Source organism: Tessaracoccus sp. OS52, assembly GCF_020687685.1.
In the GTDB taxonomy this organism is placed as follows: Bacteria; Actinomycetota; Actinomycetes; order Propionibacteriales; family Propionibacteriaceae; genus Arachnia.
In genome coordinates this window covers 408,723-427,589 of the sequence record NZ_JAJEWM010000001.1, presented here as the reverse complement: position 1 = coordinate 427,589, position 18,867 = coordinate 408,723, and the positions used below count along the sequence as shown (strand labels likewise).

The following is an 18,867-nucleotide window of genomic DNA, read 5'->3' as shown; positions in this document are numbered from 1 at the left end:
AGGCGCACCAGGTGCACACACTCCAGGAAGAGGGAAAGACTCAGTGCCTCAACCCCAACCGCTCGATCGCGTTGTCATCCGATTCGCCGGGGATTCCGGCGACGGCATGCAACTCACAGGAGACCGGTTCACCGCCGAGTCCGCCTTCCTCGGCAACGACATCGCCACCCTGCCGAACTTCCCCGCGGAGATCCGCGCACCGCAGGGCACCCTTCCGGGCGTTTCCAGCTTCCAGTTGCACTTCGCCGACTTCGACATCGTCACCCCGGGTGACCGTCCCGACGTGCTCGTGGCGATGAACCCGGCCGCCCTCAAGGCCAACCTGCCTGATCTGCCCAAGGGCGGCGTGATCATCGTCGACAGCGCAGAGTTCACCAAGCGCAACCTCGCCAAGATCGGCTGGGCGCACAATCCGCTGGAGGATGCCTCCCTGAGCTCCTACAAGGTGCATGCGCTCGACCTGACTCACCTCGCCAGCGAGGCGGTCAAGGACTTCGGGCTCACCCGCAAGGACGCCTCGCGCACCAAGAACATGTTCGCCCTCGGGCTGCTCAGCTGGCTCTACTCCCGCGACACCACCCGCACCATCGAGTTCCTCAAGGGCAAGTTCGCAAAGAAGCCGGAGATCCGCGACGCCAACATCGCAGCCTTCAAGGCCGGGCACGCCTTCGGCGAGACCACCGAGGTCTTCGAGTACCGCTACGAGGTCGGCCCCGCCCCGATGAGGGAGGGCCGCTACCGGCAGGTCACAGGCAACATCGCCACCGCCTACGGTCTGCTCGTCGGAGCACACAAGGCCGGCCTGGACCTGTTCCTCGGCTCCTACCCCATCACCCCCGCCTCGGACATCCTCCACGAGCTGTCGAAGCGCAAGGAACTCGGGGTGATGACCTTCCAGGCCGAGGACGAGATCGCCGGGGTCGCCGCTGCCCTGGGGGCATCGTTCGCCGGCGCCCTGGGTGTGACCACGACGTCGGGGCCCGGTATGGCGCTGAAGTCGGAGACCATCGGGCTGGCCATCATGACCGAGATCCCGCTGGTGGTGGTCAACGTGCAGCGCGCGGGTCCCTCGACGGGCATGCCCACCAAGACCGAGCAGGCCGACCTGCTCCAGGCGGTCAACGGTCGCAACGGTGAGGCGCCGCTGGTGGTGCTCGCCGCGAAGTCGGCCACCGACTGTTTCGACACGGCCGTCGAGGCCTGCCGGATCGCCGTGAAGTACCGCACACCGGTGATCATGCTGAGCGACGGCTACCTCGCCAACGGTGCCGAACCGTGGCGCATCCCGGACCTGGACGCCATCGAACCGATCGTCCCCGGCTACGCCACCGAACCAAACGGCACCGACAAGCTGGGCAAGGAGACGTTCCTGCCCTACCTGCGTGACCCCGAGACACTCGCGCGTGCCTACGCGGTGCCGGGGACACCCGGGCTGGAGCACCGGATCGGCGGCATCGAGAAGGCCGCGGACACCGGCGCCATCTCCTACGACCCCGACAATCACCAGCACATGGTGCGGATGCGCCAGGCCAAGGTGGACCGGGTAGTGGCCGACATCCCGGACATCGAAGTGGTCGACCCGTCCGGCAGGGCACGGGTGCTCGTGCTGGGCTGGGGCTCGACCTGGGGCCCGATCACTGCGGCGGCCCGACGGGTCCGCCTGGGCGGCCTCGACGTCGCCACGGCCCACCTGCGCCACCTCAACCCGATGCCCGCCAACCTCGGAGAGATCCTGCACCGCTACGAGCGCGTGATCGTCCCCGAGATGAACCTGGGACAGCTGGCGCAGCTGCTGCAGGCCCGTTACCTGCGTGAGGTGTCGAGCTACTCGCGCGTCCGGGGCCTTCCGATCTCCCTTTCCGAACTCGAGACCGACCTCATCTCCGAGATCGAGTCCCTCCCCCAAGGAGCAGCGAAGTGACCGAGCTGACCGGCCTGCGGGGCGTACCCATCGCCCTGCAGCCCAACACCAAGAAGGACTACACCAGCGACCAGGAGGTCCGCTGGTGCCCCGGGTGCGGTGACTACGCCATCCTGTCCACCTTCCAGTCGATGATGGCCAGCCTCAACCTGCGCCGCGAGAACACCGTGATCATCTCGGGCATCGGTTGCGCGGCCCGGTTCCCCTACTACGTCGACACCTACGGGATGCACTCCATCCACGGCCGGGCCCCGGCCATCGCGACGGGCATTGCCAGCACCCGGCCTGACCTCAACGTCTGGGTCGTGACCGGCGACGGAGACTCGCTGTCCATCGGCGGCAACCACCTGATCCACACCCTGCGCCGCAACGTCAACCTCACCATCCTGCTGTTCAACAACGAGATCTACGGTCTGACCAAGGGCCAGTACTCCCCCACCTCCGAGGTGGGCAAGATCACCCGTTCGACGCCCTACGGTTCGCTCGACACGCCCTTCAACCCGATCTCGCTGGCGCTGGGCGCCGAGGCCACCTTCGTCGCCCGGGCCATCGACTCCGACCGCGCACAGCTCACCGAGGTGATGACGGCCGCCGCGCAGCACCGCGGGGCGGCACTGGTGGAGATCTACCAGAACTGCCCCATCTTCAACGACGGCGCCTTCGAGGGCCTCAAGGGCCCGGAGAAGGAGGACCTCCTGATCAAACTGCGCCACGGGGAGCCCATCACCTTCGGTCGCGACGGCCGGTTCTGCGTCGCCCGAAATGACGACCACGACCTGGTGGTGGCCGACACCGCAGACGTGGATCCGGCGCGCATCGTCGTCCACGACGCGGAGCGCAACGACCCCTCGCAGGCCTTCGCACTGTCCCGGCTGACCGAGTCCGGTGTCATGCGCCAGGCACCGGTAGGGATCTTCCGGAGGGTCAGCCGCCCGGCCTACGACGACCTGCTGCGCGACCAGATCGACCAGGTCCGGGCAGAGGACCGGGGCGCCGCGCTGGCCGACCTGATCACCGGCACCGACACCTGGGAGGCAAGCGCCTCATGACCGCAGGCGGCTGGCAGCCCACCCCGGGCAGCTACCCCCCACGACCTGACGGGCACCAGACGCCGGTACCACCCCGAGACCTCTCTGGGGAGGACGCCCAGTCCCAGGCGACGCCTCCCCGGCCCGACGCCGGCGTCATCCGCCCGATCCCTGCCGGAACCGACGAGCGGTCCTTCGACGCGATCGCGATGCAGTCGGTCCTGAGCCGTGCCCGCGACTCCAGGCGCTTCGACGCCCCGGAGGTGGACACCGACGGCCCCACCGCGCGGCCGTTTCCGCTGAAGGCGGTGCTGATCACGCTGGTCAGCGTGATGGTGCTGGGCGTGGCAGGAGGTCTGTTCTACGTGCGGTTCCTGCGCAACGTCGCGCCGGACCCTGAGACCGTCGTGTCCGCCTCCGCGACGGCGTCGCGCGAGGTGCTGCGAACGCCACACGATGCAGTGCGCGGATACTTCGAGGCACTGGCTGCGGGCGACATCGAGTCGGCCCTCACCTACGGCCCACCTGGCGGCACGGGATCCATGCTGCTGCTCAGCCCGGAGAACCACGCCCGCATGCCCGAGGCGTCGCGGCCGAGCAACCTGACCATCCTGACCGAGGACCCGCTCGCGTCGGAGGTGGAGGTGCGCTACGACCTCGCCGGGGAGCAGGTGAGCACGGGTATCCGGGTCATCCGGCTCGACACTGGTGACTACCAGCTTGCGCGCACTACGGTCACCGTGCTCACCCAGGTGGCCGGCGGCGACAACCTCCCGATGTTCATCAACGGCGCGGAGGCCGACCACACCATCCCCCTGGAAGTGGTGCCGGGCACCTACACGCTGAGCACCAACCTGCCGTTCATCACCTACCCGGAGTCGAACAGCTTTCGCATCCAGTCCCTGGCCTACACCGACGTGACTGCGTTCCCGGTGAATCCCCAGCTCACGGCGGAGGGCCGCGAAGCCCTGCAACGCGCGGCGCGCGCCTCGCTGTCGAAGTGCATGGCCACCAGCGAACTGACCCCCACGGGCTGCCCCAACGCCATCCGCGCCAACAAGCCGGTCACTCCCGGGAGCGTGAAGTGGACCCTGTTGAACGACCCGTGGCAGTCCTTCAGCCCCACCCTGTTCTCCGACGACCAGGCCGTCGCCACCGCGACTGTCCCGCTCGACTACCGGGTGGTGATGGACTACACCGACGGTCGCAACTCCGGCAACAACGACATCTCCCGAATCGTTCGCGTGAGCGCGACGATGCTCGGCCGGGATGCCTCCGACGTAGTGGTCACCTGGGACCGTTGACGTCATCATCCTCCGGAAGTGCTCGGCGGGGCGCGGCCTGGGACACCCCGACCCGCCGCCAGCGCTGCCACTCCAGGCCCTTGCGTCGCGAGAGCCGCCAGAGGCTGCGCACCAGCGCCTGCAGTTCCACGGCGTCGACGCAGTAGATCAGCAGCCAGGCCCCGGGCGCGATGAGCAGCAGGTTCAGGTTCTCCCGCCGCTTGGGGTCGGTGAGCACCTGCACCGTGATCACCACGGTCACCAGACACATGTAGACGATCAGTGGCAGGAAGTCGTTGGTCCGGAAGGTGTAGGCGTACAGGAGCGCCAGGAGGAACACCTCGAACAGCAGCAGAACTTCCGAGAGCACGGCAACAGGCAGGATGAGGAGGGTCAGCAGCTTGCTGTGATGGCGTCTCAGGCTGAAGAACATGTGCCGGTAGCGCCAGAAAGTGACCAGTCGTCCGAACTTCCACCGCAACCGCTGGCGAGCCAGACTGTGCAACTCGGCGGCGCCCTCGGTCCACACGACTGCGTCGGGAGCGTACTGGATGACCTTCCCGGCGTCCTGGATCCGGGTGGACAGCTCGATGTCCTCGGTGATGATGGTCTCGTCGAAACCACCCAGCTCCTCGAAGACGCGGCGCCGGTAGGCTGCGGCCGCGCCGCCGACGATGTAGATGGAGTTCAGCAGCGAGTCGGCCTTCTTGAAGTAGAACCCGTAGAGGTACTCGAGCTGCTGCAGGAGGCCGATGGCGCTGGCCCGGTTCCCGATCTTGACGTTGCCGGCCACCGACATCACCCGCTCGTCCTCGAACAGGCGCACGATGCGCGTGACCGCCTCGCGATCGACGACGGAGTCGGCGTCGATGGTGATGATGATCTCGCCCCGGGCCAGGCCAAGCGCGGTGTTCAGGGCACGGGACTTGCCGGCGTTGTCCTGGCGGTGAACCACGAGTCTGCCCCGCGTGCCCTCAGTGGCGGCCAGCTGGGCCAGCCGTTCGCCCGTCGCATCTGTCGAGCCATCGTCGACGACGACCACTTCGAGTTCGGGGTAGTCGCTGTCGAGGATGGAGCGCACTGCTGTCTGGATGCCGACCTCCTCGTTCCAGGCCGGGACCAGCACGCTGACCAGCGGCCGGGGCGGCGGCCCGGACGACGATTCCAGACGGCGCTTGCGGCGCCTTCCCATGACGAACTCGTACCACGGCGCCACGAACAGCTGGATGGCGTAGCGGACCAGCGACGGCGCGAACAGCGCCACCAGCAGCCATCGGACGAACAGCAGCTCCTCTGCCGGACGGGCGTGCCGGGTGAGGAAGAAGTAGACGACCAGGGCCGTCGCGGCATACGCCAGCAAATGGAACACGAAACGGCCCACAATGGTCCTCCAACTCGGGTTCCCCCCCGGAGGTGAACGTACTGCGCAACGGCCGCGAGTGGCAACAGCAGCCGGCGGCTCGCAGCCGGTTGCCGCTCGGGGCTTGAGTGCGGCCGATAGGCTGGCGCCCATGACCGCCGCGCTCAACTTCGATCACTTCGACCCGTCGATCCGCCCCCAGGACGACCTCTTCCGCCACGCCAACGGTACCTGGCTGCGCACCGTCGAGATCGACCCCGACAAGTCGGTGGCGGGCGGCTTCACGGATCTCCGCGACGTCTCGGAGCGGCAGGTCCAGGAGATCATCGTCGAACTGGACGCCGACGACCCGGACTCCGAGGCCGGCAAGATCGCGGCCCTGTACGCGTCGTTCATGGACACCGAGCGGGTCGAGGCCCTGGGCGCCACCCCCCTCCACCCCATCCTGGACAAGATCTCCGACATCACAGGCGTCGAGGACCTCTCGCGTCACCTGGGATGGAACCTGCGCAATGGGTTCTCCTCCCTGATCGCCTTCGGCGAGGAGTCCGATCCGGGCAACCCCCAGCGCTACGTGATGTTCGCCGAGCAGGCGGGGCTGGGGCTTCCGGACGAGGCCTACTACCGCGAGGACAAGCATGCCGAGACGCGGCAGGCCTACCGCGCACACCTGCAGACTGTCTTCGAACTGGCTGGCTTCAGCGACGCCGTGGAGCAGGCCGAGGCCGTGTTCGAGCTCGAGACCGAGATCGCCGCGCACCACTGGGACAAGGTTCGCAGGCGGGACCTGCGCCAGATGTACAACCCGATGACGTGGGCGGAGTTCACGGCGACGGCGGTGGGCATCGACTGGGATGAGTTCGCCGCCGGTGCCCACCTCCCGCTGGACAAGGTCGCCGACGTCGTGGCGTGCCAGCCGTCGTTCGATGAGGCGGCCGGGGACCTGGTCACGTCCCAGCCCCTGGAGGCCTGGAAGTCGTGGGCGCGCTGGAAGGCGATCGCCGGACTGTCGCCGTACCTCTCGCAGGACTTCGTCGATGCCAGGTTCGACTTCTACGAGAAGACGCTGCAGGGCACGGAGGAGCTCCGCCCCCGCTGGAAGCGCGGCGTCGCTCTCGTGGAAGGCGCGATCGGCGAGGCGGTCGGCAAGGTCTACGTGGAGCGCCACTTCCCCCCCGCGGCCAAGGAGGCCATGGACGAACTGGTCGCCAACCTGCTCGAGGCGTACCGGCGCTCCATCGAGAAGCTCGGCTGGATGACCGACGCCACCCGGGCCGAGGCCCTGGACAAGCTGTCGAAGTTCAAGCCCAAGGTCGCCTACCCGAGCAAGTGGCGCGACTACTCCGCACTCAGGGTCAACTCCGAGGACCTGGTGGGCAACGTCCTGGCCATCCATTCCTTCGACCTCGACTGGACACTCTCCAAGCTCGGCGGGCCCATGGACCCCGAGGAGTGGCTGATGTACCCGCAGACGGTGAACGCCTACTACCACCCGCTGCGCAACGAGATCGTGTTCCCCGCTGCCATCCTGCAGCCGCCGTTCTTCAACGTGGAGGCCGACGACCCGGTCAACTACGGCGCGATCGGAGCTGTCATCGGCCACGAGATCGGACACGGCTTCGACGACAAGGGCTCCACTGCCGACGGCGATGGCCGGCTCCGCGACTGGTGGACGCAGGAGGATCGAGAGGCGTTCGAGGCCCGCACCCGCGCCCTGATCGGACAGTACGAGGTGCTCTCACCCGAGGGCGCCGACGGCCAGACCATCAACGGCGAGCTCACCATCGGAGAGAACATCGGTGACCTGGGCGGGCTCGGCATCGCCTATCAGGCGTGGCTGCTCTCCGGGGGCGATCCGGCTGGCGAACCCATAGACGGCCTCACCCCTGCCCAACGCTTCTTCCTCGGCTGGGCGGCGGCATGGCGCAGCAAGGTGCGTCCGGAGGCGGTCAAGCAGCGGCTGGCCACGGATCCGCACTCGCCGTCGGAGTTCCGCTGCAACCAGATCGTGCGCAACCTCGACGCCTTCCACGAGGCCTTCGGCGTCACCGAGGAAGACGCGCTCTGGCTCGACCCCGCGGAGCGGGTCACCATCTGGTGACCTCGGTGGCCCCGGGTCACAGTTCCCGGGTGGAACCCCGCAGTACCAGGTTGGTCGCCAGCCGGATGGGGCCGGTGGTGGTGGGGCGTCCGGCGTGCCGGTCCATCAGGGACCGAACCGCAGCCGACCCCATGTCCTCCAACGGCTGGCGGACCGTGGTGAGGCCCGGCGTCGCGAGCCCGGCGATCAATGTGTCGTCGAAGCCGACCACACTGACGTCGCCGGGGACGGAGAGACCGAGTTGGCGCGCCGACTCGAACACGCCCAGTGCGGCGTCGTCGCAGGACGCGAAGATGGCGCTCGGGCGGATGTCCTCCGGCAGGGACAGGAGTTCGCGCCCGGCACGAAGACCGCCCTCGTGCGTGAAGGCGTCCCCGGCCACGAGCCGTGGGTCGTGCGGCAGTTCGTTCATGCTGAGTGCGGACAGGTACCCCTGCAGCCGCTCCGTGGCCGGGACCGACCCCGCGGTACCCCGCACGAACCCGATCCGGCGATGGCCGAGGTCGACCAGGTGCTGGGTGGCCTCGACTCCGCCGTTCCAGTTGGTGGCGCCGATGCTGGTGAAGTCCGGGGGGATGGCGTTTGCGGGGTCGATCGCAACGAGCGCGATCCCGAGTTCACGGACCTTGGCCAACTGCCGGGACGTCAGCCTCGAGGTCACCACGATCACGCCCACGTAGTCCTGTGCCTTCACCATGTCGAACCAAGCATCCTCCAGCGGCACCGCCTGATGCCGCGTCCGGGAGGGGGGCGTGTACAGGGAGACAAGAGCGACCCCCTGGGACATGGCGGCGGTCGCCGCGCCGCGGAGGATGTCCAAGGTGTAGGTGCTGGTCAAGTTGTCCGCGACGAGGGCGATGAGGGGGTAATCGCCCTTCTGCTCCCCCGCGGCTGGTTCGTAACCGAGCTCCTGCGCAGCGGCGAGCACCCGCGCACGAGTCCCGGGGGACACGTCAGCACGGCCGTTCACCGCCTTCGACGCCGTCGCACGCGACACCCCGGCTCGTCTGGCCACGTCATCCAAGCGCGTGCGGGCGCCCTTCACTAGAGTCACATCTGGAATCTTAGCGAAACTTTTCGGTGGTTGGCAACAGTCGAGTAACGCTTCCTGACTGTGGATTGACAGAATTAGGCCCGTGGTTAAACTAATCTCATCTTGCATGTTTCGCGAAAGCTTTCGCGAACAGACTCTGGAGGTTTCAATGAAGAAGCGACAGATCCTTGGACTCGCTGCCGTCGCATCGCTGCTCCTGGCCGCCTGCGGCACGGGCACCGAGGACCCCGCCGCGAGCGAGGACCCAACCAACGGCGAACAGTCCACGTCCGCACCCGGCGAGGCCGTCACCCTCAGGTGGTGGCACAACTCGAACACGGGTGAGGGCAAGGACTACTACGACAAGGTGGCCTCGGACTTCGAGGACGCCAACCCGGGCGTGACGGTCGAGGTCAGCGCCATGCAGCACGAGGACATGGTCACCAAGCTCGAGGCGGCCTGGCAGTCCGGTGACGTCCCCGAGATCTACATGGAACGCGGTGGCGGCGAACTCGCCGCCAAGGTGGAGGCCGGCCTGGTCAAGGACCTCACCGACCTCGCGCCGGAGACCATCGAGAACATCGGGGGCAACGCCTCCGGCTGGCAGGTCGACGGGCGCACCTACGCGCTGCCCTTCTCGATCGGCGTGGTGGGTTTCTGGTACAACACCGACCTCTTCGAGCAGGCGGGCATCGATGCCCCACCCACGACGATGGCTGAGCTCTACGACGCCATCGACAAGCTCAAGGCGGCGGGGATCGAGCCCATCTCGGTCGGAGCCGGGGACAAGTGGCCCGCGGCCCACTACTGGTACTACTTCGCGCTGCGGCAGTGCAGCGCCGACGTCATCGACAAGGCAACCTCCGAACTCGACTTCTCCGATCCCTGCTTCGTCCGCGCCGGCGAGAGCCTCGCGGAGCTGGTGGCCAAGGAGCCATTCAACGCCGGCTACCTGACCACCGTCGCCCAGGCCGGACCCACCAGCGCCTCCGGACTGCTTGCCACCGGCAAGGTGGCCATGGAACTGGCGGGTCACTGGGAACCCGGCGTGATGCAGGGCCTGACGGAGGACGAGCAGGGGCTGGGAGAGGCCACCGGCTGGTTCCCCTTCCCGGCCGTTGACGGCGGCGAGGGCGACCCGAGCTTCCCGATGGGCGGAGGCGACGCATGGGGTGTTCCCGCTGACGCTCCGGACCAGGCCGTCGACTTCGTCGAGTACCTGCTCTCCGACGAGGTCCAGAAGGGCTTCGCCGAACTCGACATGGGCCTGCCGACCAACCCGACGGCGTCCCAGTACGTCTCGGACCCCGCACTGGCAGACCTCCTCGAGGTCCGCGACTCAGCGGACCGCGTGCAGCTCTACCTCGACACCGCATTCGGCACCTCCATCGGTGGCGCGATGAACGACGAGATCGCGCTGGTCTTCGCGGGCCAGTCGAGCCCGCAGGGCATCGTCGACGCCATCCAGCAGGCCGCCGACGCGGAGAAGTAGAACCCCATGTCGGCTCCTACCCTCGCGACGACCTCCCCCGACGGGCGCTCCCACAAGGAGCGCCCGCTCGGGCAGGGCCGCCGCCCCCGTCCCCGCAGGTGGGGCATGGCCCTTGAGGTCGCGCTGTTCACCGCCCCCGCCCTGATCCTGTTCGCGATGTTCGTCGTCTGGCCCATGCTGCGTGCGGTGCAACTTTCGGTCTACCGGTGGAAGGGGTTCGGGCCGCTGGTGGACTTCGTGGGGCTCGGGAACTTCGCCACCGTCCTGCGCGACGACGTGTTCCTCGGCGCCCTCGGACACAACCTGTTCATCGTCGTAGCCTCCATCGCCATCCAGCTGCCGGTGGGGATCGCCGTCGCGCTGCTGCTGAACCGCAAGATGCGGCTGCAGGGCCTGGTCCGGACGCTCGTGTTCGTTCCCTACGTCCTGGCCGAGGTGATCGCGGGCGTCGTCTGGTACCAGTTGCTGCAGCCCCGCTACGGCTTCATCGACAGCGCGCTGGCCGCCGTGGGCATCTCTCCCCCGCCGCAGGGCTTCCTCGGCACCCCTGACCTCGCGCTGTGGACCGTGATGGTCGTGCTCACCTGGAAGTACGTCGGTCTGGCCGTGATCCTGTTCCTGGCCGGCCTGCAGTCCATCCCCGCGGAACTGGACGAGGCGGCCCAGATCGACGGCGCATCGTGGTGGCGCGCTCAGTGGCACATCACGATCCCGCTGCTGGGCCCAACCCTGCGGACGTGGGCGTTCCTGTCCATGATCGGGTCGCTGCAGCTCTTCGACATGGTCTGGATCCTCACCATGGGCGGTCCGGCCAACGCCACCACCACCATGGCGACGTACCTGATCAACGAGGGCACGCGCCGCTCCAACTACGGGATCGCGGGTGCCGCCTCCGTTGTCCTGTTCGTGATCGCCCTGGCGCTCGCCCTGGTCTACCAGCGGTTCGTCCTGAGCAGGGACAACCAGCTCGACAAGCATCCCCGGAAGGCACACCGATGACCGCCATCCCCGCCGTCGCACCTACCGCCCCCGGACGGTCCACAGGCAGCCTTCCCCACCGGGGCCGCCGACGGCTGGGCACCGCCGGCCCCCTGACCTACTTCGTCGCGCTCGTGCTCGTGGCCCTGACGCTCGGCCCCGTCCTCTACGCCGTCCTGGGCGGGTTCCGGACCAACGCCCAGCTCGCCGAGGACCCGGCAGGACTGCCTGACCCCTGGGTCTGGTCCAACTACGCCGGAGTGGTCACCAACCCCAACTTCTGGACCTACGCGCTCAACTCGACGGTGATCGCGCTGCTGACCACCGGCATGGTGATGCTCTTCGGGCTGATGGCCGCCTACCCCCTGGCGCGCTACAAGTTCCGCTACCGCGAGCAGCTCTACATGGTCTTCGTCACGGGCCTGCTGTTCCCCGCCACCGTTGCGGCGATCCCCCTGTTCATCATCATTTCCAAGGACCTGGGGATGAGCAACACCTGGTGGGGCATCGCCCTGCCGCAGGCCGCCTTCGCCCTGCCGATGACGATCGTCATCCTCCGCCCGTTCCTGCAGGCGATCCCGATCGAGCTGGAGGAGGCCGCGTTCATCGACGGCGCCAACCGCCTGGGCGTGTTCACGCGGATCATGCTCCCCCTTTCGGGACCGGGGCTGGTCACCGTGGGCGTGCTGGCCTTCGTCGGCTCCTGGAACGCCTACCTGCTGCCCCTGCTCCTGCTCCAGGGCGACATGCGCACCCTGCCGCTGGGGGTGGCCGACTACTCCTCCGAGCACTCGGCCGACACCGCGGGTGTGTTCGCCTTCACCACCCTGTCCATGATTCCCGCCCTGATCTTCTTCCTCGCCATGCAGCGCCGAATCGTCGGGGGACTCTCCGGCGCCGTCAAGGGCTGAGCCCGACAACCCCCAAGGACCATGAAATGAACCCCTGGCAGGACACCAACCTCTCCCCCGACCAGCGCGCTTCCGCCCTCCTGTCCGAACTGACCCTTGAGGAGAAGATCGGCCAGCTCGGATCGCACTGGCACCGCGCCCCCGCCAGCGCCGACGTCGCGGAGGAGGCCGACGACGCGGCGCGCGACGTCGCCCCGATGGAGCACGCGTTCAAGGCGCACCAGCTTGAATGGCAGGAGGCCTGCCGCAACGGCTTGGGGCACCTCACCCGCACTTTCGGCACCAACCCGGTGAGCGTGCCAGAGGGCCTTCGACTCCTGCGCGAGCGGCAGGCCGACGTCACGCGCGCGTCCAGGTTCGGCATCCCGGCCATCGCCCACGAGGAGTGCCTGACCGGGTTCACCGCGCTCGGTGCGACGGTCTACCCGGCGGCCATCGCCTGGGGGGCCACGTGGCGACCGGAACTCATCGCCGAGATGGCCGAGGCGATCGGCGACGACCTGGCCGCCGTCGGAGTCCACCAGGGCCTCTCGCCGCTGCTGGACGTGGTCCGCGACTACCGGTGGGGGCGTGTCGAGGAGACCTGCGGAGAGGATCCGTACCTGGTGGGCACGTTGGGCAGCGCCTACGTGCGCGGTCTTCAGGCCGCCGGGGTGCACGCCACCCTGAAGCACTTCGCGGGGTACGCGGCTTCGCGCGCCGGCCGCAACCACGCTCCGATCTCGATGGGGCGGCGCGAACTGGAGGACGTCATCCTGCCGCCCTTCGAGATGGCGGTCCGTGAGGGAGGCGCCAAGTCGGTGATGAACTCCTACTGCGACATCGACGGCCAGCCCGCGGCGGCCTCCCGCTGGCTGCTGACCGAAGTACTGCGGGAGCGCTGGGGCTTCGAAGGCCCCGTCGTGAGTGACTACTGGGCGGTGGACTTCCTCACGCAGACCCACCGGGTGGCCCCCGACGCCGCCCATGCCGCGGCGATCTCCCTGAGGGCCGGCCTCGACGTCGAACTGCCCGCCACCGGGTCGTTCTCCTCCATCCGGGAGGCCATCGAGCGCGGGCTCCTTGACGAGGCGACGCTCGACGTCGCCGTCGCGCGCGTCCTGCGCCAGAAGGCTGAACTGGGTCTGCTGGACGCGGACCGCGATCCTCTGGCCGACGCCGAGGTCTCCCGCGACCTGGACTCGCAGCGCAACCGCGACATCGCACGCCGGGTTGCCGAGGAGTCCGTGGTCCTGCTCAGCAACGACGGCACCCTGCCACTCGCCGAGCCCGGCCGCGTCGCGGTCATCGGGCCGGTCTGGACCGACGTGCGCTCTTACATGGGTTGCTACGCGTTCCCCAACCACGTGCTGACCCGAGACGGTGGCCACGAGACCGGACTGGAGATCCTGAGCCTCCGGGACGCCCTCCCAGCGGCTCTGGGGGGTGAGGTGGTCTTCACCGAGGGCTGCGGCTTCACCGACGGGACCGATGAGCAGTTGTCGGAGGCGGTTCGCGTGGCGAGCGAGGCTGACCTGGTGATCCTCACCGTCGGGGACATCGCCGGGATGTTCGGCGTCGGCACCTCGGGTGAGGGCTGCGACGTCGCCGACCTGCGGCTCCCCGGTAGGCAGGGCGAACTGGTCGAAGCCGTCCTGGCGACGGGCACGAAGGTGGTGCTGGTCCTGGTGACTGGTCGCCCGTATGCGCTGGGCGAGTACGTGGAGCGTTGCGCGGCCATCGTGCAGGCGTTCATGCCCGGGGTCGAGGGCACCGGCGTGCTGGTGCGCATCCTGACCGGCGAACTGAACCCGTCGGGCAGGCTGCCCATCGGAATCCCCGGCGGCCACGGGAACCAGCCTGGCACCTACCTGGCACCGTCGCTGGGGTGGTTCTCCGACGGCATCTCCAACCTCGACCCGCGACCCGTGTTCCCCTTCGGCGCCGGCGAGTCCTACACGAGCTTCGCCTACGGCTCGCCGGAGGTCTCATCGTCGCAGATCCCGGTCGACGGCACCGTCGAGTACTCGGTGACGGTCACCAACACGGGGGAAAGAACCGGTGCGGAGACGGTTCAGCTCTACCTCGAGGACCCCTGGGCGGAGGTGGTTCGCCCGCTGAAGCAGCTGATCGGCTACGTGAAGGTCGACCTCGAGCCCGGGGAGGCGCGCCGCGTCACGTTCCGGGTCCACGCGGACCGGACGTCGTTCACGGGCGTGGATCTGCAGCGCATCGTCGAGCCGGGCGAGATCCTGCTGTCAGCCGGCCACTCCTCGGAGGACCGTCTTGCGGGCTTGGCGGTGGAACTGGTGGGCGAGCGCCGCGTGGTCGGCGAGGGACGGGTCCTGAGGACCCCGGTGGAGCTCAGCTGATACGCCCTTCGTCGCCCTGGATACCGCCAGGTCGACCTGAGCTTTGTCGATGGGCCGCGCCACCGGTCCGCGCCCGCGCCACCGCTCCCCTGCCGCGCCACCGGTCCGCGCCCGCGCCACCGCTCCCCTGCCGCGCCACCGGTCCGCGCCCGCGCCACCGCTGTAGCGGCAGCGTCGCGCAGGAAGCGCAGCAACGACGGGAATCGGTGGCGTCGGCAAGGTGGCGGCGCCCCGTCCAGTGGGCGCGGCCGGGAATGAGCAGTCCGCTCCGTCGCAGACCTCGGTCTGGGCTGAGGCTGAGGAGAGAAGACCTCAGGTGGTGCGGTCGACGAGGTCGTTGCACTGCTGGAGCAGCAGCTCCTTCGCGTCGCCGTCGGGCAGCACCTCGAGATGACGGCGAGCCGACTCAGCCCGGCGCCGGACCTCCGCGCGCGCCTTGTCCATGACGGGGTGCGCGCGCAGTTCCGCCAGCGCCTCGGCCAGGGCCTCGTCGCTGGAGAGGTCGCCGGTGATCTTGGCGCGGAGCTCGGCGTCAGCCGGGTCCGTGGAGGCGGCCAGCATGAGCGTGGGAAGGGTTGCGATTCCCTCCCGCAGGTCGATGCCAGGGGTCTTCCCGGTGGTGGTGGACGTGATGTCGATCAGGTCGTCGCTGAGCTGGAACACGGCGCCCAGGTCCTCGCCGAACGCGCTGAGGGCGTCGAGGATCTCCTCCGAGGCGCCGGCCACCATGCCGCCGAAGCGTGCCGACGCGGCGATCAGCGAGCCGGTCTTGTCCGCGATCACCTGCAGGTAGTGCTCCAGCGGGTCGTCGTTGTCACCTGGCCCGATGGTTTCGGCGATCTGGCCCTGCACCAGACGCGTGAAGGTACGAGCCTGGAGGTCGACGAAGTCGCGTCCCAGTTCGTTCACCGTCGTCGACGCCCGGGTGAACAGGTAGTCACCCACAAGGATGGCGACGGCGTTGCCCCACATCGCGTTCGCCGACGGCGCCCCCCGTCGGATGTCGGCCTCGTCCATGACGTCGTCGTGGTAGAGGCTCGCAACGTGCGTCAGTTCCATCACGAGGGCGGCCTTGATCAGGTCCTCCTCGTCCACGTCGCCACCGAAGCGTGAGCAGACGAACACCAGCGTGGGCCGGAATCGCTTGCCGCCGGCGGCGATGATGTGGGTCGCTGCCTGGGAGACGAAGGGAGAGTCCGCCATGGCTACCTCGACGAGGCGTTCCTCGAAACGCTCGGTCAAGCGGGTCAGCTCTTCCAGCTGGGCCACTTGTGACAACTTTCCTCCTCGTCGGCTGCCCTGTCGGGTCAGCGGATGAACTGCGCTGCGCCGTTGAACAAGTCGAGCAGGCCACCGGGCAGGATACCGAGGACGATGGTAGCCAACGCAGCCACGACGAGCACACACCAGCTCCACAGCGACGGCGTGACCACTTCGGCGGCCTCACCCTCCACAGGATCCTGGAACCACATGGCCACCACGATCTTCAGGTACAGGAACGCAGCAACCACGCTCATGATCACCGCCACCAGCACCAGCCACCCGTAGCCACCTGCCCACGCGGCCGCGAACACCGTGAGCTTGCCCACGAAACCGGCGGTGGGCGGAATGCCCGCGAAGCTGAGCAGGAACAGGGTCATGATCGCGGCCACGACGGGATTCGAGCGCCCGAGACCACGCCAGGCCGTCAGCGAGTGGGCCTCGCCACCGGAGCGCCGCACCATGGTGACGATCGCGAAGGCGCCCAGCGTCGCGAAGCCGTAGGCGAGCAGGTAGAACGCGATGGAGCCGACGCTGTTGAGCGAGACCCCCTCCGCTGCCGCAACCACGCCGACGGCGCCGACCAGCAGGAAGCCGGCATGGGCGATCGACGAGTACGCCAGCAGCCGCTTGACGTCGGTCTGCACGAGCGCGACGACGGAACCCACCAGCATGGTTGCGACGGCGACCACCGCGAACACGGGCTGCCAGTCCCAGCGGGCTGCGCCGAGTGCGACGTAGAACAACCGCAGCAGGGCGCCGACGGCGGCGGTCTTCGTCGCCACGGCCATGAATCCGGTCACCGGGCTGGGGGCACCGACGTAGACGTCGGGGGTCCAGGCGTGGAACGGCACTGCACCGATCTTGAACAACAGGCCGACCGCCAGCAGCACCATTCCGGTGAGCAGGAGTGCGTTGCTGCCCGTGCCGGCGGTGATCGCATCCGCGATCGCCCCGAGCTCGAAGGCACCCGAGTAGCCGTACAGCAGCGCCGCGCCGAACAGGAAGAATCCGGAGGCGAAGGCGCCCAGCAGGAAGTACTTCAGGGCTGCCTCCTGGCTCAGCAGGCGACGGCGGCGCGCCATGCCCGAGAGCAGGTACAGCGGCAGTGAGAGGATCTCCAGAGCCACGAACATGATCAGCAGGTCGTTCGAAGCGGCGAAGAGGAGCATGCCGAAGAGCGCGAACATCAGCAGGGGGAAGACCTCGGTGTGCTCACGCTTGAGACGCTCGGCCTCCCGCTCGAGGGGTGAACCGGGAACCGTCGCGGCCGAGGCAGCGAAGGCGGACAGGCCACCCCCGACGCCACGCTCGGCGAACAGCGCCACGCCGCCCAGCCCGAACACCAGCAGCAGCGTCCAGAAGATGTGCGTCGGGCCGTCGATCGCCACCGATCCCATGGCCGCGATCAGCGACTGCGAACCGACCCAGTTGTTGATCGTGAGGCCGAGTGCCGCGATGAGCGAAACCACCGCGACGAACACCTGCACCGTGTAGCGGGTGGTGCGGGGAACGAACGCCTCCACCAGGACGCCGAGGGCGGCTCCGCCGAGGAGCACCAGCAGCGGCGACAGCGGAAGCCATTCCAGCGTCGGCGCAGTGATCTCAAGGATCGTGCTCATTCAGTTGCCTTCCTGGATCTGCGGGGCGGGATCGGTGACCCCGATTACGGACATCACACCTGCGGCTGTTTCGTCGACGACGTCGAGGATCGGCTTCGGGTAGAACCCGAAGACCAGCAGGAGCACGATCAGCGGGGCGACCGCAGCCCGCTCGCGCAGGGAGAGGTCGTGGGTGATGTGCTCGGCGGTCTGTGGGGTGACGGGACCGGTCATCGTGCGCTGGTAGACCGTCAGGACGTAGACGGCGGCGAGCACCATCCCGAGGGTGATGACGGCGGCGTGGATGGGGTAACGCTGCCAGGACCCGGCCATCGCGAGGAACTCGCTCACGAAGCTGGCCATGCCGGGCAGGGCCAGCGTGGACAGTCCGGCCACGAGGAGGAACCCGGCCAGGACGGGGGCCACCTTCTGGACGCCGCCGAAGGCTGTGACCTCCGCGGAGCCGCGCCGCTGCACCAGGAACCCGACCACCAGGAACAGGGCGGCGGTCGAGAACCCGTGGGTCATCATGTAGAAGATGGCGCCGGTCAGCGACTGGGTGGTCATGGCGAAGATGCCGAAAACCATGAAACCGAAGTGGCTGATGGAGGTGTAGGACACGAAGCGCAGCAGGTCCTTCGAGCCGATCGCCATGAGGGCGCCGTAGATCATTGACACGACGGCCCACACGATGATCACCGGCGTCGCCCACTGGCTGGCCTCGGGGAACACCAGGAGGCAGACCTTGATCATTCCGAAGGTGCCGATCTTGTCCAGGATGCCCACCAGCAGGGTCGACGCGCCTGCCCGAGCCTGTTCGGCTGCGTCCGGCAGCCAGGTGTGCAGGCCGACGAGCGGAGCCTTGAGCGCGAAGGCGAAGAAGAAGGCGGCGAACAGCCAGTTCCCCAGGGAGCCGCTGAAGTCCAGTGCCGCCAGGTCGGACAGCAGGAAGCTGACCTGCCCCTGCTGGGCGCCCACCGCGTAGACGCCCGCGACGCCGACCAGCATCACGAGGCCGCCCGCGAGGGAGACCAGGAGGAACTTCATGGCGGCCGGGCCGCGACGCGCGCCACCCCAGCCCCCGATCAGGAAGTACATCGGGATGAGCGTCGCCTCGAACATGATGTAGAACACCAGCAGGTCACCGGCCATGAACACGAACAGGGCGAAGCTCTGCATGGTCAGGGCCAGCGCGAAGAACGTGCGGGTGGACCAGCGGGCCTCCGGCGCCTCGCCGACGTTCCATTCGGCTATCAGCACCACGGGCACCAGGATCACCGTGAGCAGCACCAGAACGCCGGTCAGGCCGTCGAACTGCAGTGCGTAGTGGGCACCGATCGCCGGGATCCACTCGACGTCCTCCACCAGGGAGGTGTTGAGCGACAGGACGAACGCGACGACACCGAGGATCGTGGTGGTGAAGGCGAAGCCGAGTCCGACGAGCTTGCCGGCATTGCCCTTGAGAAGCAGCAGGACGAGGGCTCCGACCAGTGGCAGAAGCGCCAGGATCGTGAGCAGGGGAATCGAGTTGAACATTGTGCCTTCCTC

13 protein-coding genes are annotated in these 18,867 nt (G+C 68.2%); 8 read left to right on the top strand and 5 right to left on the bottom strand.

Annotated features, from left to right (window positions below):
• The first annotated feature begins 43 nt into the window (after window positions 1–43).
• Genes LKO27_RS01815 through LKO27_RS01805 form a run of 3 tightly spaced genes read left to right on the top strand, consistent with a single transcriptional unit; the run spans window position 44 to window position 4,253 of the window.
• Window positions 44–1,921, top strand: a complete 1,878-nt coding sequence (locus tag LKO27_RS01815; RefSeq protein WP_227735196.1) for a 2-oxoacid:acceptor oxidoreductase subunit alpha — start codon at window positions 44–46, stop codon at window positions 1,919–1,921.
• Window positions 1,918–2,970 (top strand): 2-oxoacid:ferredoxin oxidoreductase subunit beta, encoded by a 1,053-nt coding sequence (locus tag LKO27_RS01810; protein ID WP_370629922.1) that lies wholly within the window; start codon window positions 1,918–1,920, stop codon window positions 2,968–2,970. Before LKO27_RS01815 ends, LKO27_RS01810 begins: the two co-directional genes overlap by 4 nt.
• Window positions 2,967–4,253: a hypothetical protein gene (locus LKO27_RS01805; protein ID WP_227735195.1), complete on the top strand. Its 1,287-nt coding sequence runs from the start codon at window positions 2,967–2,969 to the stop codon at window positions 4,251–4,253. Before LKO27_RS01810 ends, LKO27_RS01805 begins: the two co-directional genes overlap by 4 nt.
• Here LKO27_RS01805 and LKO27_RS01800 read toward each other — a convergent pair.
• The gene (locus LKO27_RS01800) at window positions 4,237–5,613 is read right to left on the bottom strand and encodes a glycosyltransferase family 2 protein (protein WP_227735194.1); all 1,377 of its coding nucleotides are present in this window, start codon (window positions 5,611–5,613) and stop codon (window positions 4,237–4,239) included. The two genes, LKO27_RS01805 and LKO27_RS01800, sit on opposite strands and share 17 nt — an antisense overlap.
• A gap of 130 nt (window positions 5,614–5,743) precedes the next feature.
• Between LKO27_RS01800 and LKO27_RS01795 the strand changes: the two genes are divergently transcribed.
• Window positions 5,744–7,693 carry a M13 family metallopeptidase gene (locus tag LKO27_RS01795; protein ID WP_227735193.1) on the top strand — a complete coding sequence of 650 codons (1,950 nt, stop codon included), beginning with the start codon at window positions 5,744–5,746 and terminating at the stop codon, window positions 7,691–7,693.
• Between the two features lie 16 nt (window positions 7,694–7,709).
• On the opposite strand, the gene LKO27_RS01790 is transcribed toward LKO27_RS01795, so the two are convergent.
• Entirely contained in the window at window positions 7,710–8,747 is a 1,038-nt protein-coding gene (locus tag LKO27_RS01790) for a LacI family DNA-binding transcriptional regulator (RefSeq protein ID WP_227735192.1), read from the bottom strand.
• A gap of 148 nt (window positions 8,748–8,895) precedes the next feature.
• On the opposite strand from LKO27_RS01790, the gene LKO27_RS01785 reads away from it, so the two are divergent.
• From LKO27_RS01785 to LKO27_RS01770, 4 genes are read left to right on the top strand one after another with little or no spacing between them, the layout of a single operon-like run.
• Window positions 8,896–10,218 (top strand): extracellular solute-binding protein, encoded by a 1,323-nt coding sequence (locus LKO27_RS01785; RefSeq protein WP_227735191.1) that lies wholly within the window; start codon window positions 8,896–8,898, stop codon window positions 10,216–10,218.
• A 6-nt stretch (window positions 10,219–10,224) separates the two neighbouring features.
• Window positions 10,225–11,217 (top strand): carbohydrate ABC transporter permease, encoded by a 993-nt coding sequence (locus LKO27_RS01780; RefSeq protein ID WP_227735190.1) that lies wholly within the window; start codon window positions 10,225–10,227, stop codon window positions 11,215–11,217.
• The gene (locus LKO27_RS01775; RefSeq protein WP_227735189.1) at window positions 11,214–12,107 is read left to right on the top strand and encodes a carbohydrate ABC transporter permease; all 894 of its coding nucleotides are present in this window, start codon (window positions 11,214–11,216) and stop codon (window positions 12,105–12,107) included. The genes LKO27_RS01780 and LKO27_RS01775 overlap by 4 nt, the downstream gene beginning before the upstream one ends.
• A 26-nt stretch (window positions 12,108–12,133) precedes the next feature.
• Complete coding sequence (locus LKO27_RS01770; RefSeq protein WP_227735188.1) at window positions 12,134–14,458, top strand: glycoside hydrolase family 3 N-terminal domain-containing protein; 2,325 nt, start codon at window positions 12,134–12,136, stop codon at window positions 14,456–14,458.
• A 312-nt stretch (window positions 14,459–14,770) separates the two neighbouring features.
• Here LKO27_RS01770 and LKO27_RS01765 read toward each other — a convergent pair whose 3' ends face one another.
• The 3 genes from LKO27_RS01765 to LKO27_RS01755 all read right to left on the bottom strand — a co-directional run bounded on the left by LKO27_RS01765 (window position 14,771) and on the right by LKO27_RS01755 (window position 18,855).
• A complete protein-coding gene (locus LKO27_RS01765; RefSeq protein WP_370629974.1) occupies window positions 14,771–15,661 on the bottom strand; it encodes a polyprenyl synthetase family protein in 891 nt (296 codons plus the stop codon).
• Between the two features lie 104 nt (window positions 15,662–15,765).
• A complete protein-coding gene (nuoN, locus tag LKO27_RS01760) occupies window positions 15,766–17,340 on the bottom strand; it encodes an NADH-quinone oxidoreductase subunit NuoN (RefSeq protein WP_227735187.1) in 1,575 nt (524 codons plus the stop codon).
• Window positions 17,341–18,855: an NADH-quinone oxidoreductase subunit M gene (locus tag LKO27_RS01755; RefSeq protein WP_227735186.1), complete on the bottom strand. Its 1,515-nt coding sequence runs from the start codon at window positions 18,853–18,855 to the stop codon at window positions 17,341–17,343.
• Between the last annotated feature and the right edge of the window lie 12 nt (window positions 18,856–18,867).